The organism is Streptococcus parasanguinis (genome assembly GCF_047465465.1).
GTDB lineage: Bacteria > Bacillota > Bacilli > Lactobacillales > Streptococcaceae > Streptococcus > Streptococcus parasanguinis_AI.
The window spans coordinates 61,876-77,665 of the sequence record NZ_JASGZU010000002.1 but is presented as its reverse complement, the minus strand read 5'-3'; the positions used below and the strand labels follow the sequence as shown (position 1 = coordinate 77,665).

Below are 15,790 nucleotides of genomic sequence, written 5' to 3'. Positions count from 1 at the left end.
TTTTCATTATTTTTTGAAATTATAGTCTTTTAAGATCTCGATTTTTTCAATCTTGATGTCTGTTTTTGGTTTGTCCTTATCATCAGTTTCGGCAGAGGCGATTTTATCGACGACATCCATACCATCGACGACTTGTCCAAAGACAGTGTAGTTGCCACCATCAAGGGTTGGATTTCCACCATTTTTATAAGCATCGATGATCTTAGCTGGGAAGCGGTCAGTTGGGAGTTTACTTGAAATATCATCCTTATTTTGGTTGATATAGAATTGACTACCATTGGTATTTGGACCAGAATTGGCCATGGCAAGGGCTCCACGAAGGTTGTAAAGGTATGGAGAATACTCATTCTCAAAACCAGTACCTGAATCTTTGGATTTGTCTTTGCCCTTCCAGATGGATTCGCCACCAGTACCATCTCCCTTAGGATCCCCAGTTTGGATCATAAAGTTGTTAATGACACGGTGGAAAAGTAAGCCATTGTAGTAGCCTTCTTTTGCGTGGGTCAAGAAGTTTTCAACTGCAAGTGGGGCATATTTAGGGAAGAGCTTGACAGTGATGTCGCCTTCAGTTGTTGTGATTTTAACTTCTGCTTCGTCTTCAGCCACTTCATTTGAGAGCTGTGGAAAAACTGCATTTTCATTGGTCATGGCATCGTTAAAATCTTTGCGCAGTTGCTCTAATTTCTTTTGTTCTTGTTCAATTTTCTTTTGATCTTTTTCACTAGAGCTAGAAGTTGCTGTCTGCTCTGTCTTTTCTTTGCTTGAGCTTGAAGAGTTAGCGTCAGTCTTATTAGACGAACAAGCTGTCAAAGCCAAGCCGGAAAATAATAGTAGTGCGATTAATTTTTTCATATTCTTCCTTTCCAACATAGTTGTCTTTCTCTATTGTACCTTAATTTTGCAATACTTTCAAATCTGGACGGGATTCTCTATTTTCTGAGGTTGTTTCAAGACCGATAACATTTGATAAATCACTAATTAAGAAGGAAGTTGCGTATAGATGGAAAATTCGGTATGATGGGAGATATGTTAATTTGTTTGAAAATGAACGAATTCCCTCAAAAACCGTATCATGAATAGGAGGCTACAAATTGGATTATAAAACTCTACGCAAAAACTATAGACTCTATATTAGATCTGCAGGCTTGTTAGCAATGCTTCTGATCTTTTGCATTGGATTAGTGGTCAGGGATAATCTTCTTCAGACTGCTGGCGTTTTATTGGTTATTGCATGCTTGATTTTATTCATCCAATTGCTCAAGAAAAGCTACACCAACAAGTGCAACACCTTGCTCCATGTAGACTTAGATTTAGCTTTTTGGCAGCAATACCTTCAGTTGAACAAGAATGTGAAAAAAGCTATTTCACAGATAGATATTAAGCTGACATCGGTTGCCTATTCTTTTATGATGGGAGATTTTGATACTGTCATAAAAGAATCTAGGGAAGCACTTAGTCAGACGGATTATTCGCAGAAATATAAGAATTTTTTTGAGAGTTATCTTATTCGCTCGATCGTGCTGACAGATACTGATTTGTCTAGGGAAGAGCTGGAGGATCGGTTGAATGAATTGACTATCACAGACCCTACACTAGCTGAGAAAACAAAAAAAGTCTGTCTCGCTCTTTATGATTTAACCATTGCACACCAAAGCAATGACTATTTCGAAGATTTAAGCAATGATTTCAAGTACCAGCAGTTGGAAATTATCTACTACCAAGCCTTGAATGCTACTCTTAAAGGTGATCAGCACAGAGCCAATGATCTCTTTCACAAGTTAATCTCAGAAGATGAGTCACTCTATATCGTTCGAAAGGCTAAGCAATACTTGAAGGATGAAGGCAGGCATCTGTAAATCCTCCGATCAAAATAGAGATTAATTGAAAGAGCCTGAAAAAACACAAGGAGTTATTGGAGAATGAATAAGAATTTTAACGAGATGTCATTTGATGAATTGAAATGCTACCGTAGGGAAGGTCTATGGGGATCTTTGGGCTTATTACTGGTCATTATTTTGGTGATTACGGGCATGGTCCTGATGGAAGTGAACCATGTTTCTCCATCTAATCAGAATCGTTTTCGGGTTATTGGTTTGACAACGGTCATTGCGCTCTTTGGCTACCTGATGCCTCTGATGGCAGCTAATCGTGTCATGCGAGATCATCCGGATTGGGTCAAGAAATCAGGTATTCGAGCGAAAATTCCCTTGCCGATGGCTTGGCATGTCAAGAGACTTTGCGTCCTTGGAGCGAGTTTATTGGTAATTGGAGTAGGATTTGCTTCGTCATTCAAACCACAAGTCCAGCAGACAAATTTACAAGATCAAATTGATATGATTCAAACGGATCATGACTTGGAAAGAGAGCAAAAAGTCGACCAAGTTCTAGATACCATCACACCGGAGGATAAAAAATCTGAGTAAGAACCATTTTGGAATTTGAACATCATTGAATATCGTTCTAAACAGCTCTAAAGAACAGTGCCCACTCGGTGCTGTTTTTCTGCTTTCTGCTACAAATTTGTGGAAGAGATTTTACTAGAGAACTAGCTTGGAAATGTGATATAATAAAGGTTATGGCAAACAATAATCAATCAAAAAAAACACGGTCGACGAGACGACTGTCCAAAGCAGAATTAGAAAGAAAAAAAGCGATTCATCGCATGATTGCGACCATTCTCATTAGTCTGGTTTTAGTCTTTGCAGCCTTGAAATTGGGGGCAGTAGGGGTCTTGGCCTACAACTTAATCCGACTCTTTGTTGGAAGTTTAGCCTATTTGGCTATTTTAGCGACCTTTTTCTACCTCTATGCCTTTAAATGGCTGGACAAACACGAAGGGGTTATTTCAGGATTCCTAAGCTTCTTTGCTGGGGTTCTCTTGATGTTTCAGGCCTTCTTTGTATCCTCCCTTCATTTAGACAATAATGGAATCAAGGTCACCTTTTCAAGAATCATGGCAGACTTGATTCATCTGCGAGTGGAGAGCTTTGCCGGTGGTGGTATGATCGGTGCCCTTCTTTATGCTCCGATTTCCTTCCTCTTTTCAAATATTGGCTCTTATTTTATTGGCCTTCTCTTTATTGGATTGGGGATTCTCTTGATGAGTCCTTACTCCATCTATGATTTGTTTGAAAAGGGATCGGAAGCCTTCCACGCTTCTATGGAAAAACGTAAAGAACGTCGCGAGCAGAAGTTCCTTGAAAAGGAAGCGAGAGCTGCTGAGGAAGCTGCTGTAGCTGAACGAGAGCAAGAAGAAGCAAGTGCAGTTCTTCCAACTCCCCTTTCAATGGAAGGGCATCCTGTAGACCCTGAAACGGGAGAGGTGCTGGCGGAAGAGCCGTTCACAGAGACCTTCCCAGAAGCAGAAATTGTTGCACCAGCCACACCAGAGATCTACCTGCCAGATGAAGAATGGCCTGAAGCATACGAAGAGTTTCCGGAAGCCGAAGAATTCGAGGACGATGGGGAAGAAGTTCAAGTGGATTTCACGCCTAAGGAACTCCTTCAATACAAACTTCCAACCATTGATCTCTTCGCACCTGACAAGCCGAAAAATCAATCCAAAGAGAAAAACATCGTTCGTCAGAATATCCGCATTTTGGAAGAGACCTTTGCAAGCTTCAATATCAAGGCGACAGTGGAGCGGGCAGAAATCGGTCCTTCTGTCACTAAGTATGAGGTCAAGCCAGCTGTCGGTGTGCGGGTCAACCGCATCTCCAATCTAGCAGATGATTTGGCCTTGGCACTAGCAGCCAAGGATGTGCGGATTGAAGCACCGATTCCAGGGAAGTCTCTGGTCGGGATTGAAGTGCCCAACTCAGAGATTGCGACTGTTTCCTTCCGTGAATTGTGGGAGCAGTCCAAAACAGACCCAGCTAAACTCCTTGAGATTCCTCTTGGGAAGGCTGTAGATGGCTCGGCACGAACCTTTGATTTGGCTCGGATGCCCCACCTCTTGGTAGCGGGTTCTACTGGATCTGGTAAGTCAGTAGCGGTCAATGGAATTATTTCGAGTATTTTGATGAAGGCTCGTCCGGACGAAGTCAAGTTTATGATGGTCGATCCAAAGATGGTGGAGCTTTCTGTCTACAATGATATTCCTCACCTCTTGATTCCAGTAGTGACCAACCCACGCAAGGCTAGTCGGGCCCTGCAAAAAGTTGTCGATGAGATGGAAAATCGCTATGAGCTCTTTTCAAAAGTGGGGGCTCGCAATATTGCTGGCTTTAATGCCAAGGTGGCTGAGTACAATGCCCAGTCTGAGATGAAGCAAGTGCCCCTTCCTTTGATCGTGGTCATTGTCGACGAGTTGGCAGACTTGATGATGGTGGCAAGTAAAGAAGTGGAAGATGCTATTATTCGCCTTGGACAAAAGGCACGTGCAGCAGGAATTCACATGATTCTTGCGACCCAACGGCCATCGGTTGACGTTATATCAGGTTTGATCAAGGCCAATGTGCCTTCCCGTGTCGCTTTTGCGGTATCATCTGGGACCGACTCACGGACCATCTTGGATGAAAATGGGGCAGAAAAATTGCTCGGTCGTGGAGACATGCTTTTTAAACCGATCGATGAAAATCATCCGATCCGTCTACAAGGATCCTTTATCTCAGATGACGATGTGGAGCGGATTGTCAACTTTGTCAAAGAGCAGGCAGAAGCTGATTATGATGATGCCTTCGATCCAGGAGAAGTATCGGAGTCAGACTTTGATGGAGGTATGGGTGGCTCTGATGAAGGTGATCCTCTCTTTGAAGAGGCCAAAGCGCTCGTCATCGAGACCCAAAAAGCCAGTGCTTCGATGATCCAGCGCCGCTTATCGGTTGGTTTTAACCGGGCGACTCGCCTCATGGAAGAGTTGGAAGCAGCGGGTGTGATTGGACCAGCTGAAGGAACCAAACCTCGAAAAGTATTGCAACAATAAGTCTAGGGGGAAGAGGGCACTTGCCCCACTCCCTTTTCTTTTTATAGAAAATAGAAAGTAGGACCAGATGAAGTTAGATACGATTCATCATATTGCCATCATTGGACGGGATCGCGACGCTATGTTGCATTTTTATGTGGAGCAGTTGGGCTTTGCGATTGTCAGTGAGTATGACCGTCCCGAACGGGGAGATATCTTGATCAATCTCCGTCAGGGGCAGCTGACTTTAGAACTCTTTATCAAACCGACGGCCCCAGAACGTCCGAAGCTCCCCTTGCCCGAGCATGCGGGACTGCGTCATCTGGCCTTTCAAGTGTACGATGTAGAGGCCTATCTAGCTAGATTGGATCAGCTAGGTATTGAGAATACAGGCCTTCGCTATGACGATTTTGATGGCAAGAAGATGGCATTTTTCTTCGATCCAGAAGGATTGCCCTTGGAAATACATGAGTGAGGAAAGCAATGGTTAGATTAGAAGGACTCAGTCAGGAAGAAGTAGCGAAAAAGATCCAAGAGGGCAAGCAAAATAAGGTCACGGTCAAGACAGAAAAAAGTATTGGGCAGATCATTCGAGACAATGTCTTTACTTACTTTAATCTGATTTTCCTGGTCTTAGCAGTCTTGCTGGTAGCAGTGAAGTCTTGGAACAATCTCTTGTTTGTTCCGGTCGTCGTGGTCAACTCCTTGGTAGGAATTGTGCAGGAAGTCCGCTCTAGACGGATCTTGCGTCAGATGCAATTTTTACATATGAGTGAGGCGGTCGTTCTTCGCGAAGGAAAAGAAGTCGCTCTACCTATCGATCAACTGGTGGAGGGCGATCTGGTTCGCTTTCAAGCTGGAGATCAGATCTATGCGGATGGGGTCTTGCTGGAGGGCGAGCTAAAAGTCGATGAGTCGCAATTGACAGGTGAAGCCGATGAGGTCAAAAAAGGAGCGCAAGATGCGCTCATGTCAGGTAGTTTTGTGATCGCTGGTCAAGGTTTAGCGCAATTGGAAAAAGTTGGGAACGACTCCTATATCAACCAATTGAGCCTGGAAGCTAAGCAAGTCAAGTCTCATGAGGAGTCTGACATGGTCCATGCGGTCAACCGAATCGTGGGGATCATTGGTCTCCTTATCATTCCACTAGGTTCGCTCCTTTTTCTTCGCAGCTATATCAGCCTAGGCGATAGCCTCAAACTCAGTGTGACTTCAACAGTCGGAGCCTTGATCGGGATGATTCCAGAAGGCTTGTATCTCTTGATGACCTTGGCACTGGCTCTGGGCGCTGTCAGATTAGCCAAGGAAAAGGTTCTGCTCAATAGCATGAAGGGGATTGAGACCTTATCGCGCGTGGATGTCCTTTGTGTCGATAAGACAGGGACCATTACAGAGCCTGGTATGGAAGTGACAGAGATTCGTCCGGTTAAAGGCGCTCAAGACTTGGAAGCTCTAGCTCAGTATGTAGAAGCTAGTATGGATCAAAACGATACCATGGATGCGATCCGAAAATTCCACAAGATGCCAGTCAGCCGTCCTTGGAAGCCTCTTGAAATACTGCCCTTTACGTCCAAGAAAAAGTATGGGGCCATTGCCTTTGAACCGGGGATCTATGTATTAGGCGCTCCAGAATTTGTTTTACGAGAGAGCTTCTCTGAGCTTGAAAAAGAGATCGCCCCTGCTACGCAGGCAGGTAATCGGGTCTTGGCCTTTGGAAAATATAGGGGAGAAGACCTTAGAGAGACGTTAGAGGCTCCTGTGGATTTGGTAGCCTGGATCATTCTCTCCAATCCTTTGAGAAAAAATGCCAAAGAAACCTTCGCCTACTTTAAAGAACAAGGTGTAACCATTAAGGTCATTTCAGGGGACAACCCTGCTACCGTCTCAGCTATTGCACAAAAAGCAGGAATTGAAGGAGCTGAAGATCTGATCGATGCCAGAACCTTGCAGACGGAAGAAGACTTGCACCAAGCGGCGAGCCAGTATACAGTCTTTGGTCGGGTGACCCCAGAGCAAAAGAAAAGCCTTGTAGAAGGCTTGCAGGCAAAAGGACACAAGGTCGCTATGACCGGAGATGGGGTCAATGATATTTTGGCCCTCAAAACAGCGGATTGTAGTATTGCGATGGAATCTGGAAATGATGCGACCAAAAAGATGGCACAAGTGGTCTTACTGGATTCTGACTTTGGGAAGATGCCGTCTATCGTGGCAGAAGGTCGTCGGGTGGTCAATAACATTCAACGATCAGCCAGTCTCTTTTTGATCAAGAATATCTTCTCCATTTTGTTGGCTATCTCAGTGACGCTCTTAGCCTTTACCTATCCCATCATGCCGTCACAGATGTCTTTGATCAGTGGTTTTACAATTGGAATTCCAGGATTCTTCCTAGCGCTTGAGCCCAATAGCGAGCGCATCAAAGGACGCTTTATCGAAACGGTCTTTAAAAATGCACTGCCTGCTGCCTTGACGGATTTTATACTGATCTTTAGTCTGGTACTGTTCTCTTCAGCATTTGACATCAAGTCGGAAGAACTCTCGAGTGCAGCCATCTGCTTGATGGCCTTCGTTGGTTTTACCATCATCTATCAAGAATCCCAGCCTCTCAATCACTACAAGAGACTGGTTCTTCTAGGAAATATCCTAGCTTTTCTGGTTTCAAGTAGTATCCTAGGGAAATTCTTTAACATGAGCCCCTTGAGACTTCAAACGCTGCTTATCTGCGCCATCATGGCGGTTCTCGCTCTCATCTTGATTCAACTCTTCAAGAAGTTAGTGGGCTGGTTCTTTCATCGGAAGAAATAAAAGAAAGAGAGTGGGACAGAAATCGATAATTCGTTAGAATTCGATTTCGTCGTCCCACCTCCGCACAGTTGAGTAGGGCTGCAAAAGCTGATGAAATCAGCGTAGTAGAGCCCACTCAACCACTGCGTCTTGCTCGAAAATCCAAAAACAATTAAGAGGCTAGGACTTTTGTCCCAGCCTCCTTTTGGTATTAAATAAACAAACTAGCTGTTAAGATTAGATAGAGTAAGAAGGTGACTAGAAATCCAGCACGCCAGAAGTATTTGATAAATCTAGGGTAATAAAAACACTTTTTCTTTTTTAAGAAATAAATCGTTAGCCCCAAGGCTAAAAGCGAAAGGCTTAAAGCTAGCAGTGGTAAGAGGCTGTGATAAAAGGCGCTGTCTGAGATCAGGTAGTACTCTAGGGCAAATAAAGGAAAGGCAATATCGGTCGATCGCCATCCTCTTTTTTGAAGCTTAAAGAGGTGAACAATGATGCCACTCAGAATCAGCGTTAAAAAAATAAATAATACAGAAGCAACTTTGATTAACATAGCTTCATTCTATCATAAAATGAAAAAAAAGTTTACTATATTTTAATTTTTTCTTGCAAAAAAAGAGAAATCGTGTATAATAGAAAGGTATGCACAAAGCATACTTGTGGGAGGTAAAAATCTGTAATTACCGCCAAAACCACAAAGGAGGATTTAAGAAATGGCTAAAAAAGTCGAAAAACTTGTAAAATTGCAAATCCCTGCTGGTAAAGCTACTCCAGCTCCACCGGTTGGTCCAGCGCTTGGTCAAGCAGGTATCAACATCATGGGATTCACTAAAGAGTTTAACGCTCGTACAGCTGATCAAGCTGGTATGATCATCCCAGTTGTTATCACTGTTTATGAAGATAAATCATTCGATTTCGTTACAAAAACACCACCAGCTGCTGTTCTTTTGAAAAAAGCTGCAGGTGTTGAAAAAGGTTCAGGTACACCGAACAAAACAAAAGTTGCAACTGTAACTCGTGCACAAGTACAACAAATCGCTGAAACTAAGATGCCAGATTTGAACGCTGCAAACATTGAGTCTGCAATGCGTATGATCGAAGGTACTGCTCGTTCTATGGGATTCACTGTTACTGACTAATTGTAACAATCCTATTTGCCCGCAATACACTTGATCAAATGACGAGTGACGTGGGAGATGAAAATCGATATGACCACATTACAAGGAGAAAGATAAAATGGCTAAAAAAAGCAAACAACTTCGTGCTGCTCTTGAAAAAATCGACAGCACAAAAGTCTACAGCGTAGAAGAAGCTGTAGCTCTTGCAAAAGAAACTAACTTTGCAAAATTTGACGCAACTGTAGAAGTTGCTTACAACTTGAACATCGACGTGAAAAAAGCTGACCAACAAATCCGTGGTGCAATGGTATTGCCAAACGGAACTGGTAAGACAGCTCGCGTTCTTGTATTTGCACGTGGTGCAAAAGCTGAAGAAGCAAAAGCTGCTGGTGCAGACTTCGTAGGTGAAGATGACCTTGTTGCGAAAATCAACGACGGTTGGTTGGACTTCGACGTAGTTATCGCTACACCTGACATGATGGCTCTTGTTGGACGTCTTGGACGTGTCCTTGGACCTCGTAACTTGATGCCAAACCCTAAAACTGGTACAGTAACAATGGATGTTGCGAAAGCAGTTGAAGAGTCTAAAGGTGGTAAAATCACTTACCGTGCTGATAAAGCAGGTATCGTTCAAGCGATCATCGGTAAAGTTTCATTCGATGATACTAAATTGGTTGAAAACTTTAAAGCTTTCAACGACACAATCCAAAAAGCAAAACCAGCTACAGCTAAAGGTACTTACGTAACTAGCTTGACTTTGACTACAACTCAAGGTCCTGGTATCAAAGTGGATGTTAACTCACTTTAATTGAAATGAAAAGCTGCCTTCGGGTAGCTTTTTTTGTACTCCATTTTTATTTGCTACAGTTGGTAAAACTAATCGGATGGAAAAAAGAAAATTTTGATGGATATGACTATATAAAAAACGTAATTTATGGTAAAATAATACAGATCAAAAAAGGAGAGAGAAAATGGTAGAACCTAAGTATAAACGTATCTTAATCAAGCTATCTGGTGAGGCTCTTGCTGGCGAACGTGGTGTCGGAATCGATATCAAAACTGTCCAAAATATGGCCCAAGAAATCAAGGAAGTTCATGAACTTGGAATTGAAATTGCCTTGGTGATTGGAGGGGGAAACCTTTGGCGTGGAGAACCTGCTGCTGAAGCAGGGATGGATCGTGTTCAAGCAGACTACACAGGTATGCTTGGTACTGTCATGAACGCTCTTGTGATGGCTGATTCGCTTCAACAAGTTGGCGTGGATACCCGTGTTCAAACAGCGATTGCCATGCAACAAGTCGCAGAACCTTATATCCGTGGTCGTGCCCTTCGTCACCTTGAAAAAGATCGGATCGTGATCTTTGGTGCAGGGATCGGTTCTCCTTACTTCTCAACAGATACGACAGCAGCCCTTCGTGCAGCTGAGATTGAAGCAGATGCCATTCTCATGGCCAAAAATGGGGTCGATGGTGTTTACAATGCCGATCCGAAAAAAGATGCTTCAGCTGTGAAATTTGAGGAATTGACTCACCGTGATGTGATCAACAAAGGTCTTCGCATCATGGACTCAACAGCCTCTACTCTCTCCATGGACAACGACATTGACTTGGTTGTCTTTAATATGAATGAACCAGGCAATATCAAACGCGTTGTCTTTGGTGAAAATATCGGTACAACCGTATCGAATAACGTAGAAAAATAATAGAAAATAGAGGAAGATTATGGCAAACCCAATCGTAGAAAAAGCAAAAGAAAGAATGACCCAGTCTCACCAAAGTTTGGGACGTGAATTTGGTAGCATCCGTGCTGGACGTGCAAATGCAAGTCTTTTGGATCGTATTTTCGTAGAATACTACGGAGTAGAGACTCCTTTGAACCAATTGGCATCTATCACTATTCCAGAAGCGCGTGTCTTGTTGATCACACCATTTGATAAATCATCTTTGAAAGACATCGAGCACAGCATCAATGCTTCTGACCTTGGCATCACTCCAGCCAACGATGGATCTGTTATCCGCTTGGTTATCCCAGCTTTGACAGAAGAAACTCGTCGTGACTTGGCAAAAGAAGTGAAAAAAGTGGGTGAAAATGCTAAAGTAGCGATCCGTAACATCCGTCGTGATGCTATGGATGAAGCGAAGAAACAAGAAAAAGCAAAAGAAATCACAGAAGATGAATTGAAAGGTCTTGAAAAAGAGATCCAAAAAGTTACAGATGATGCTGTTAAGCATGTGGATGAAATGACAGCGCACAAAGAAAAAGAATTGATGGAAGTTTAATCCATCCCAACCATTACAGGAAAGAAAGACTCAGTTGGCACTGCTGGCTGGGTTTTATTTCCATTATTCTTGTGAAGAAGCAAGAGGAAAGAAGGAAACATGAATACGAATCTAGCAAGCTACATCATGGGAATGGTTATTGATGAAAATGATCACTTCTATTTTGTTCAAAAAGATGGCCAGACCTACGCGCTTGATAAAGCAGAAGGCCCACACAAAGTCGGAGAAAGTGTCAAGGGCTTTGCCTATACGGATATGAAGCAAAAGCTCCGACTCACGACACTTGAAGTCACTGCAACTCAAGAAAGCTTTGGCTGGGGAACGGTTACGGAGGTGCGCAAGGATTTGGGAGTCTTCGTGGATACAGGGCTTCCAGATAAGCAGATTGTTGTCTCACTAGATATCCTACCGGAGATCAAAGATCTATGGCCTAAAAAGGGCGATCGTCTCTATATTCGTTTAGAAGTCGATAAGAAAGATCGGATTTGGGGGATCTTGGCCTACCAGGAAGATTTCCAGCGTTTGGCTCGTCCAGCCTACAACAATATGCAAAACCAAAACTGGCCAGCCATTGTCTACCGCTTGAAATTGTCTGGAACCTTTGTTTACCTTCCAGAGAACAATATGCTGGGCTTTATCCACCCAAGTGAGCGCTATGCAGAACCTCGTTTGGGAGAGGTCGTAAATGCTCGCGTTATTGGTTTTCGTGAAGTGGATCGGACCTTGAACCTATCTTTGAAGCCACGCTCCTTTGAGATGTTGGAAAACGATGCCCAAATGATTTTGACCTATTTGGAAGCCAATGGAGGCTTTATGACCCTGAATGATAAGTCATCTCCAGAAGAGATCAAGGCAACTTTTGGGATTTCAAAAGGTCAGTTCAAAAAGGCTTTGGGTGGTTTGATGAAGGCCAAAAAAATCAAGCAGGACCAGTTTGGAACAGAGTTAATCTAAGAGGAGGCTTATGCGAAAATCGTTTTATACTTGGCTGATGACGGAGCGCAATCCTAAAAGCAATGCTCCTAAAGCCATTCTAGCAGATCTTGCTTTTCACGAGTCTGCTTTTCCCAAGCATACAGATGACTTCGACGAGGTCAGTCGCTATCTAGAAGAGCATGCGAGCTTTTCCTTTAATCTTGGCGATTTTGATGCGATTTGGGAAGAATACCAAGCCCACTAGAAAAGGACAGGTCGAGGATGGTTTTTTCTCGGCCTCTTTGTTATAATAATAGAAAAACACAGGTAGAGAGGTTCTTTATTTGCAAGAACATTCAGTTGAAATTACATTAACGCATCCAGACGATCTCTTTCATTTGTTTGGATCTAACGAACGCCATCTTCGTTTGATGGAGCAAGAATTTGGGGTGACTATTCATGCCCGGACAGAAATCGTCCAAATCATTGGGGAAGAAGAAAGCTGCGAGCAGGTTCGTCAAGTCATCCAGGCTCTTTTGGTCCTCGTTAACCGTGGCATGACCATTGGTACGCCGGATGTGGTGACTGCCATTACCATGGTGAGAAATGGGGAATTGGATAAGTTCATCGCTCTCTATGAAGAAGAGATTATCAAGGATAGTTACGGAAAGCCCATTCGGGTTAAAACGCTTGGTCAAAAGATCTATGTCGATAGTGTCAAGAACCATGATGTCACTTTTGGGATTGGACCAGCGGGGACTGGGAAAACCTTCCTAGCAGTGACCTTGGCCGTGACCGCCCTCAAGCGTGGTCAGGTCAAGCGGATTATTTTGACGCGTCCAGCTGTGGAAGCCGGAGAAAGCCTTGGTTTCCTTCCAGGAGATCTCAAAGAAAAAGTAGACCCTTATCTACGTCCGGTCTATGATGCTCTTTATCAAATTTTAGGGAAAGACCAAACCACTCGGATGATGGAGCGGGAGATTATCGAGATTGCGCCTTTGGCTTATATGCGGGGGCGGACCTTGGACGATGCCTTTGTCATCCTCGATGAAGCGCAAAATACCACCATCATGCAGATGAAGATGTTTTTGACCCGTCTTGGTTTTAACTCTAAGATGATTGTCAATGGTGATACCAGCCAGATTGACCTTCCTCGAAATGTTAAATCCGGCTTGATTGATGCCCAGGAGAAATTGAAGAACATTTCTCAAATTGACTTTGTGCATTTCTCTGCCAAGGATGTCGTTCGTCATCCAGTAGTAGCAGAGATTATCCGGGCCTACGAGCCCATTCCAAATCCAGTCCTCAAAGAAAAACCGGATGTGGAAGAAGCAGAATAAAAGAGAGTGGGACAGAAATCGGTAATTCGTTAGAATTCGATTTCGTCGTCCCACCTCCGCACAGTTGAGTAGGGCTGTAAAAGCTGATGAAATCAGCGTAGTAGAGCCCACTCAACCACTGCGTCATGTAGTTATTTGTATCATACAACGAAGGCTGGACACTTTGTGCCCAGCCTTTAAATATCAGTAATTATACCAATTCATCGATTGGTGTGAAGTCACGCTCTAAACCAGTAGCAACAGGTTGGCTTGTGATATGGCCTTGGTAAGTAGTGACACCTTGGCGCAAGCCTTCATCGAGGGCAATTGCCTTGTGGAAGCCATTGTCAGCTAGGGATTCGACATAAGGAAGGGTCACATTGGTAAGGGCGATAGTAGAGGTACGAGCGACAGCCCCTGGGATATTGGCAACGGCATAGTGGAGCACGCCATGTTTTTCGTAAACTGGTTCCGTATGCGTTGTGACACGGTCCGCTGTTTCGATAACACCACCTTGGTCAACGGCCACGTCCACGATGACAGAACCGGGACGCATTTGTTTAACCATATCGTCTGTCACTAATTTAGGAGCTTTAGCACCAGGAATCAAGACAGCACCGATGACAACATCGGCATCACGGACGCTGGCTTCAATGTTAAATGGGTTGGACATAAGGGTTTGGATTTGGTGACCAAAGACATCTTCCAGAACTGCCAAACGCTTAGCGCTGATATCTAAGATGGTCACTTGGGCACCAAGTCCAAGGGCGATACGAGCTGCGTGGGTTCCAACGACCCCACCACCGATGATGGTAACTTTCCCTTTAGGAACACCAGGTACCCCACCTAGGAGGACTCCTGATCCACCTTCTTGTTTGGTAAGGAAGTGAGCACCGATTTGCACGGCCATCCGTCCAGCCACCTCACTCATTGGCACCAAGAGAGGCAATTGTCCATCAAGGTCACGCACCGTTTCGTAGGCCACCCCAGTTGTTTTAGCTGAGACCATAGCGTCCGCTAATTCAGGTGCGGCAGCCATATGCAAGTAAGTGAAGAGCAAGAGGTCTTCGCGAAGGAAGCCGTATTCTTCAGTAAGAGGTTCTTTGACTTTGACCACCATCTCAGCGGCCCAAGCTTCTGCAGCAGTCGCAACAATAGTCGCTCCTTGTTTGGCGTAATCTTCATCTGCAAAGCCAGAACCAAGTCCGGCATTTGTTTCTACTAAAACTTGATGCCCTTTCTTGACCAAGCTTTGTACTCCTGCAGGTGTCAAACCGACCCGATTTTCGTTGTTTTTAATTTCTTTAGGAATACCAATAAGCATTCTTGCCTCCTTGCTCAGATTTAGGTGTAAAAAGGCCATTGGTGTAAGATTGCTCTCTTGACTCAATGACCTTTTCACTCCTTATCCGATTGTTTTGATAGATTTTATTGTATAGAAAAGTGGGTTAAAAAGCAAGAAAAATTTGAGCTTGCCTTCCTTTAGGTTATTTGCTAAACTAATTCCTAAAGAAGGAGTGTCAAATGGAAAATTTATATGTGAAGTTAGCGGCTTATCGTGAAGTGGAGACAGAGCGTTTGCACTTGCGTCCGGTCACTCTTGATGATGCACCAGCTATGTTTGAGTATGCTTCTGATGAGACAGTTACGCGCTATACCTTTGCAACCAATCAAAGTATAGAAGAGACGCGTAATAATATTGCCCTCTTTTACCTAGCGAGCCCACTTGGAAGATGGGGGATCGAACTCAAAGAAAATGGAAAATTTATCGGGACGATTGATTTGCTGGATTTGGATCTTTGTCTGAAGAAGGGGAGTATCGGCTATGTTCTGAATAAAGATTATTGGAACCAAGGTCTTGCGACAGAGGCTGCCAAGGCAGTCATTGCCTTGGCTTTTGAACAGTTAGGGATGAACAAGCTCATTGCTGTTCATGATAAGGACAACCCAGCTTCTGGACGGGTGATGGCCAAATCAGGGATGAAATATTCTCACGAGGAGCCCTACGCGATGCTAGACTTGCATGAAGAAGGGAGAATGGTGACGAGAGTTCATTATGTCCTCACGAAGGAAGAATATTTGGCAGAAAAATGAGTCAGGATATTGACAAAAGACCTATCTCCATGATATAGTAGATAGGTACTGCTGGTTTAGCTCAGTCGGTAGAGCGCATCCATGGTAAGGATGAGGTCGCCGGTTCAATCCCGGCAACTAGCATAGCAGAAGAGAGAAGCTTAGAGAAGATCTAGGCTTCTTTTTTTTGCAAGTCCATCTTTAAAAGTCCGGCTTTTTTCAACAATTTTCAAAAAAACGTTGACAAGCAAGGAAATACGTGGTAAAGTTAGAACAACAAAGAGAAAGGAGAAAACCATCATGAACAAAGTAGCATTCTTGATGACACAATTGAATACACAGCTTCTCCAATCTCAGTTGAGTTCGATGTAAACTATAAATGGAACCCAAGATGGAGG

At 43.8% G+C, this 15,790-nt stretch carries 16 protein-coding genes and 1 tRNA gene; 14 read left to right on the top strand and 3 right to left on the bottom strand.

The features are described 5' to 3' along the window. Window positions 1–6 precede the first annotated feature (6 nt). The gene (locus QM351_RS04800; RefSeq protein ID WP_227223622.1) at window positions 7–852 is read right to left on the bottom strand and encodes a peptidylprolyl isomerase; all 846 of its coding nucleotides are present in this window, start codon (window positions 850–852) and stop codon (window positions 7–9) included. Window positions 853–1,091: 239 nt separating this feature from the next. Between QM351_RS04800 and QM351_RS04795 the strand changes: the two genes are divergently transcribed. The 5 genes from QM351_RS04795 (at window position 1,092) to QM351_RS04775 (ending at window position 7,705) form a co-directional block, all read left to right on the top strand. Beyond that, window positions 1,092–1,856, top strand: a complete 765-nt coding sequence (locus QM351_RS04795; RefSeq protein ID WP_182280159.1) for a hypothetical protein — start codon at window positions 1,092–1,094, stop codon at window positions 1,854–1,856. A gap of 63 nt (window positions 1,857–1,919) precedes the next feature. Continuing rightward, the gene (locus tag QM351_RS04790; protein ID WP_118227925.1) at window positions 1,920–2,423 is read left to right on the top strand and encodes a hypothetical protein; all 504 of its coding nucleotides are present in this window, start codon (window positions 1,920–1,922) and stop codon (window positions 2,421–2,423) included. A 152-nt stretch (window positions 2,424–2,575) separates the two neighbouring features. Then, window positions 2,576–4,924 (top strand): DNA translocase FtsK, encoded by a 2,349-nt coding sequence (locus QM351_RS04785; protein WP_414326773.1) that lies wholly within the window; start codon window positions 2,576–2,578, stop codon window positions 4,922–4,924. Window positions 4,925–4,991: 67 nt separating this feature from the next. After that, window positions 4,992–5,378: a VOC family protein gene (locus tag QM351_RS04780; protein WP_414326771.1), complete on the top strand. Its 387-nt coding sequence runs from the start codon at window positions 4,992–4,994 to the stop codon at window positions 5,376–5,378. Window positions 5,379–5,386: 8 nt separating this feature from the next. After that, on the top strand, window positions 5,387–7,705 hold the full coding sequence (locus QM351_RS04775; RefSeq protein WP_414326769.1) for an HAD-IC family P-type ATPase: 2,319 nt from the start codon (window positions 5,387–5,389) through the stop codon (window positions 7,703–7,705). Between the two features lie 190 nt (window positions 7,706–7,895). Here QM351_RS04775 and QM351_RS04770 read toward each other — a convergent pair whose 3' ends face one another. After that, window positions 7,896–8,240: a DUF3397 family protein gene (locus QM351_RS04770; protein WP_049474322.1), complete on the bottom strand. Its 345-nt coding sequence runs from the start codon at window positions 8,238–8,240 to the stop codon at window positions 7,896–7,898. A gap of 160 nt (window positions 8,241–8,400) precedes the next feature. Between QM351_RS04770 and rplK the strand changes: the two genes are divergently transcribed. From rplK to QM351_RS04735, 7 genes are all read left to right on the top strand, one after another. Beyond that, window positions 8,401–8,826 carry a 50S ribosomal protein L11 gene (gene rplK, locus QM351_RS04765; protein ID WP_003005369.1) on the top strand — a complete coding sequence of 142 codons (426 nt, stop codon included), beginning with the start codon at window positions 8,401–8,403 and terminating at the stop codon, window positions 8,824–8,826. 97 nt (window positions 8,827–8,923) lie between these two features. Next, window positions 8,924–9,613 carry a 50S ribosomal protein L1 gene (gene rplA / locus QM351_RS04760; protein WP_003005355.1) on the top strand — a complete coding sequence of 230 codons (690 nt, stop codon included), beginning with the start codon at window positions 8,924–8,926 and terminating at the stop codon, window positions 9,611–9,613. 163 nt (window positions 9,614–9,776) lie between these two features. Continuing rightward, on the top strand, window positions 9,777–10,508 hold the full coding sequence (pyrH, locus tag QM351_RS04755) for a UMP kinase (RefSeq protein ID WP_003005706.1): 732 nt from the start codon (window positions 9,777–9,779) through the stop codon (window positions 10,506–10,508). Window positions 10,509–10,527: 19 nt separating this feature from the next. Further along, window positions 10,528–11,085: a ribosome recycling factor gene (frr, locus tag QM351_RS04750; protein WP_003005165.1), complete on the top strand. Its 558-nt coding sequence runs from the start codon at window positions 10,528–10,530 to the stop codon at window positions 11,083–11,085. 99 nt (window positions 11,086–11,184) lie between these two features. Beyond that, window positions 11,185–12,039, top strand: coding sequence for an RNA-binding virulence regulatory protein CvfB (cvfB, locus tag QM351_RS04745; RefSeq protein ID WP_061455029.1), 855 nt, complete (start codon window positions 11,185–11,187; stop codon window positions 12,037–12,039). Window positions 12,040–12,049: 10 nt separating this feature from the next. Next, a complete protein-coding gene (locus QM351_RS04740) occupies window positions 12,050–12,265 on the top strand; it encodes a YozE family protein (RefSeq protein ID WP_003005127.1) in 216 nt (71 codons plus the stop codon). A 79-nt stretch (window positions 12,266–12,344) separates the two neighbouring features. After that, entirely contained in the window at window positions 12,345–13,340 is a 996-nt protein-coding gene (locus QM351_RS04735) for a PhoH family protein (RefSeq protein WP_414326766.1), read from the top strand. 190 nt (window positions 13,341–13,530) lie between these two features. Here the strand turns inward: QM351_RS04735 and ald are convergent, their stop codons facing one another. Continuing rightward, a complete protein-coding gene (ald, locus tag QM351_RS04730) occupies window positions 13,531–14,643 on the bottom strand; it encodes an alanine dehydrogenase (protein WP_195424148.1) in 1,113 nt (370 codons plus the stop codon). A 200-nt stretch (window positions 14,644–14,843) separates the two neighbouring features. On the opposite strand from ald, the gene QM351_RS04725 reads away from it, so the two are divergent. Both QM351_RS04725 and QM351_RS04720 read left to right on the top strand, forming a co-directional pair. After that, window positions 14,844–15,413 (top strand): GNAT family N-acetyltransferase, encoded by a 570-nt coding sequence (locus QM351_RS04725; protein WP_347112433.1) that lies wholly within the window; start codon window positions 14,844–14,846, stop codon window positions 15,411–15,413. 50 nt (window positions 15,414–15,463) lie between these two features. Next, a tRNA-Thr gene (locus tag QM351_RS04720) sits at window positions 15,464–15,536 on the top strand. Window positions 15,537–15,790: the final 254 nt, after the last annotated feature.

Bases quoted from the DNA above. Each gene is read 5' to 3' on its own strand.
- QM351_RS04800 (WP_227223622.1), bottom strand. From the start codon at position 852: ATGAAAAAATTAATCGCACTACTATTATTTTCCGGCTTGGCTTTGACA.
- QM351_RS04790 (WP_118227925.1), top strand. From the start codon at position 1,920: ATGAATAAGAATTTTAACGAGATGTCATTTGATGAATTGAAATGCTAC.
- QM351_RS04785 (WP_414326773.1), top strand. From the start codon at position 2,576: ATGGCAAACAATAATCAATCAAAAAAAACACGGTCGACGAGACGACTG.
- QM351_RS04780 (WP_414326771.1), top strand. From the start codon at position 4,992: ATGAAGTTAGATACGATTCATCATATTGCCATCATTGGACGGGATCGC.
- QM351_RS04775 (WP_414326769.1), top strand. From the start codon at position 5,387: ATGGTTAGATTAGAAGGACTCAGTCAGGAAGAAGTAGCGAAAAAGATC.
- QM351_RS04770 (WP_049474322.1), bottom strand. From the start codon at position 8,240: ATGTTAATCAAAGTTGCTTCTGTATTATTTATTTTTTTAACGCTGATT.
- rplK (WP_003005369.1), top strand. From the start codon at position 8,401: ATGGCTAAAAAAGTCGAAAAACTTGTAAAATTGCAAATCCCTGCTGGT.
- rplA (WP_003005355.1), top strand. From the start codon at position 8,924: ATGGCTAAAAAAAGCAAACAACTTCGTGCTGCTCTTGAAAAAATCGAC.
- pyrH (WP_003005706.1), top strand. From the start codon at position 9,777: ATGGTAGAACCTAAGTATAAACGTATCTTAATCAAGCTATCTGGTGAG.
- frr (WP_003005165.1), top strand. From the start codon at position 10,528: ATGGCAAACCCAATCGTAGAAAAAGCAAAAGAAAGAATGACCCAGTCT.
- cvfB (WP_061455029.1), top strand. From the start codon at position 11,185: ATGAATACGAATCTAGCAAGCTACATCATGGGAATGGTTATTGATGAA.
- QM351_RS04740 (WP_003005127.1), top strand. From the start codon at position 12,050: ATGCGAAAATCGTTTTATACTTGGCTGATGACGGAGCGCAATCCTAAA.
- ald (WP_195424148.1), bottom strand. From the start codon at position 14,643: ATGCTTATTGGTATTCCTAAAGAAATTAAAAACAACGAAAATCGGGTC.
- QM351_RS04725 (WP_347112433.1), top strand. From the start codon at position 14,844: ATGGAAAATTTATATGTGAAGTTAGCGGCTTATCGTGAAGTGGAGACA.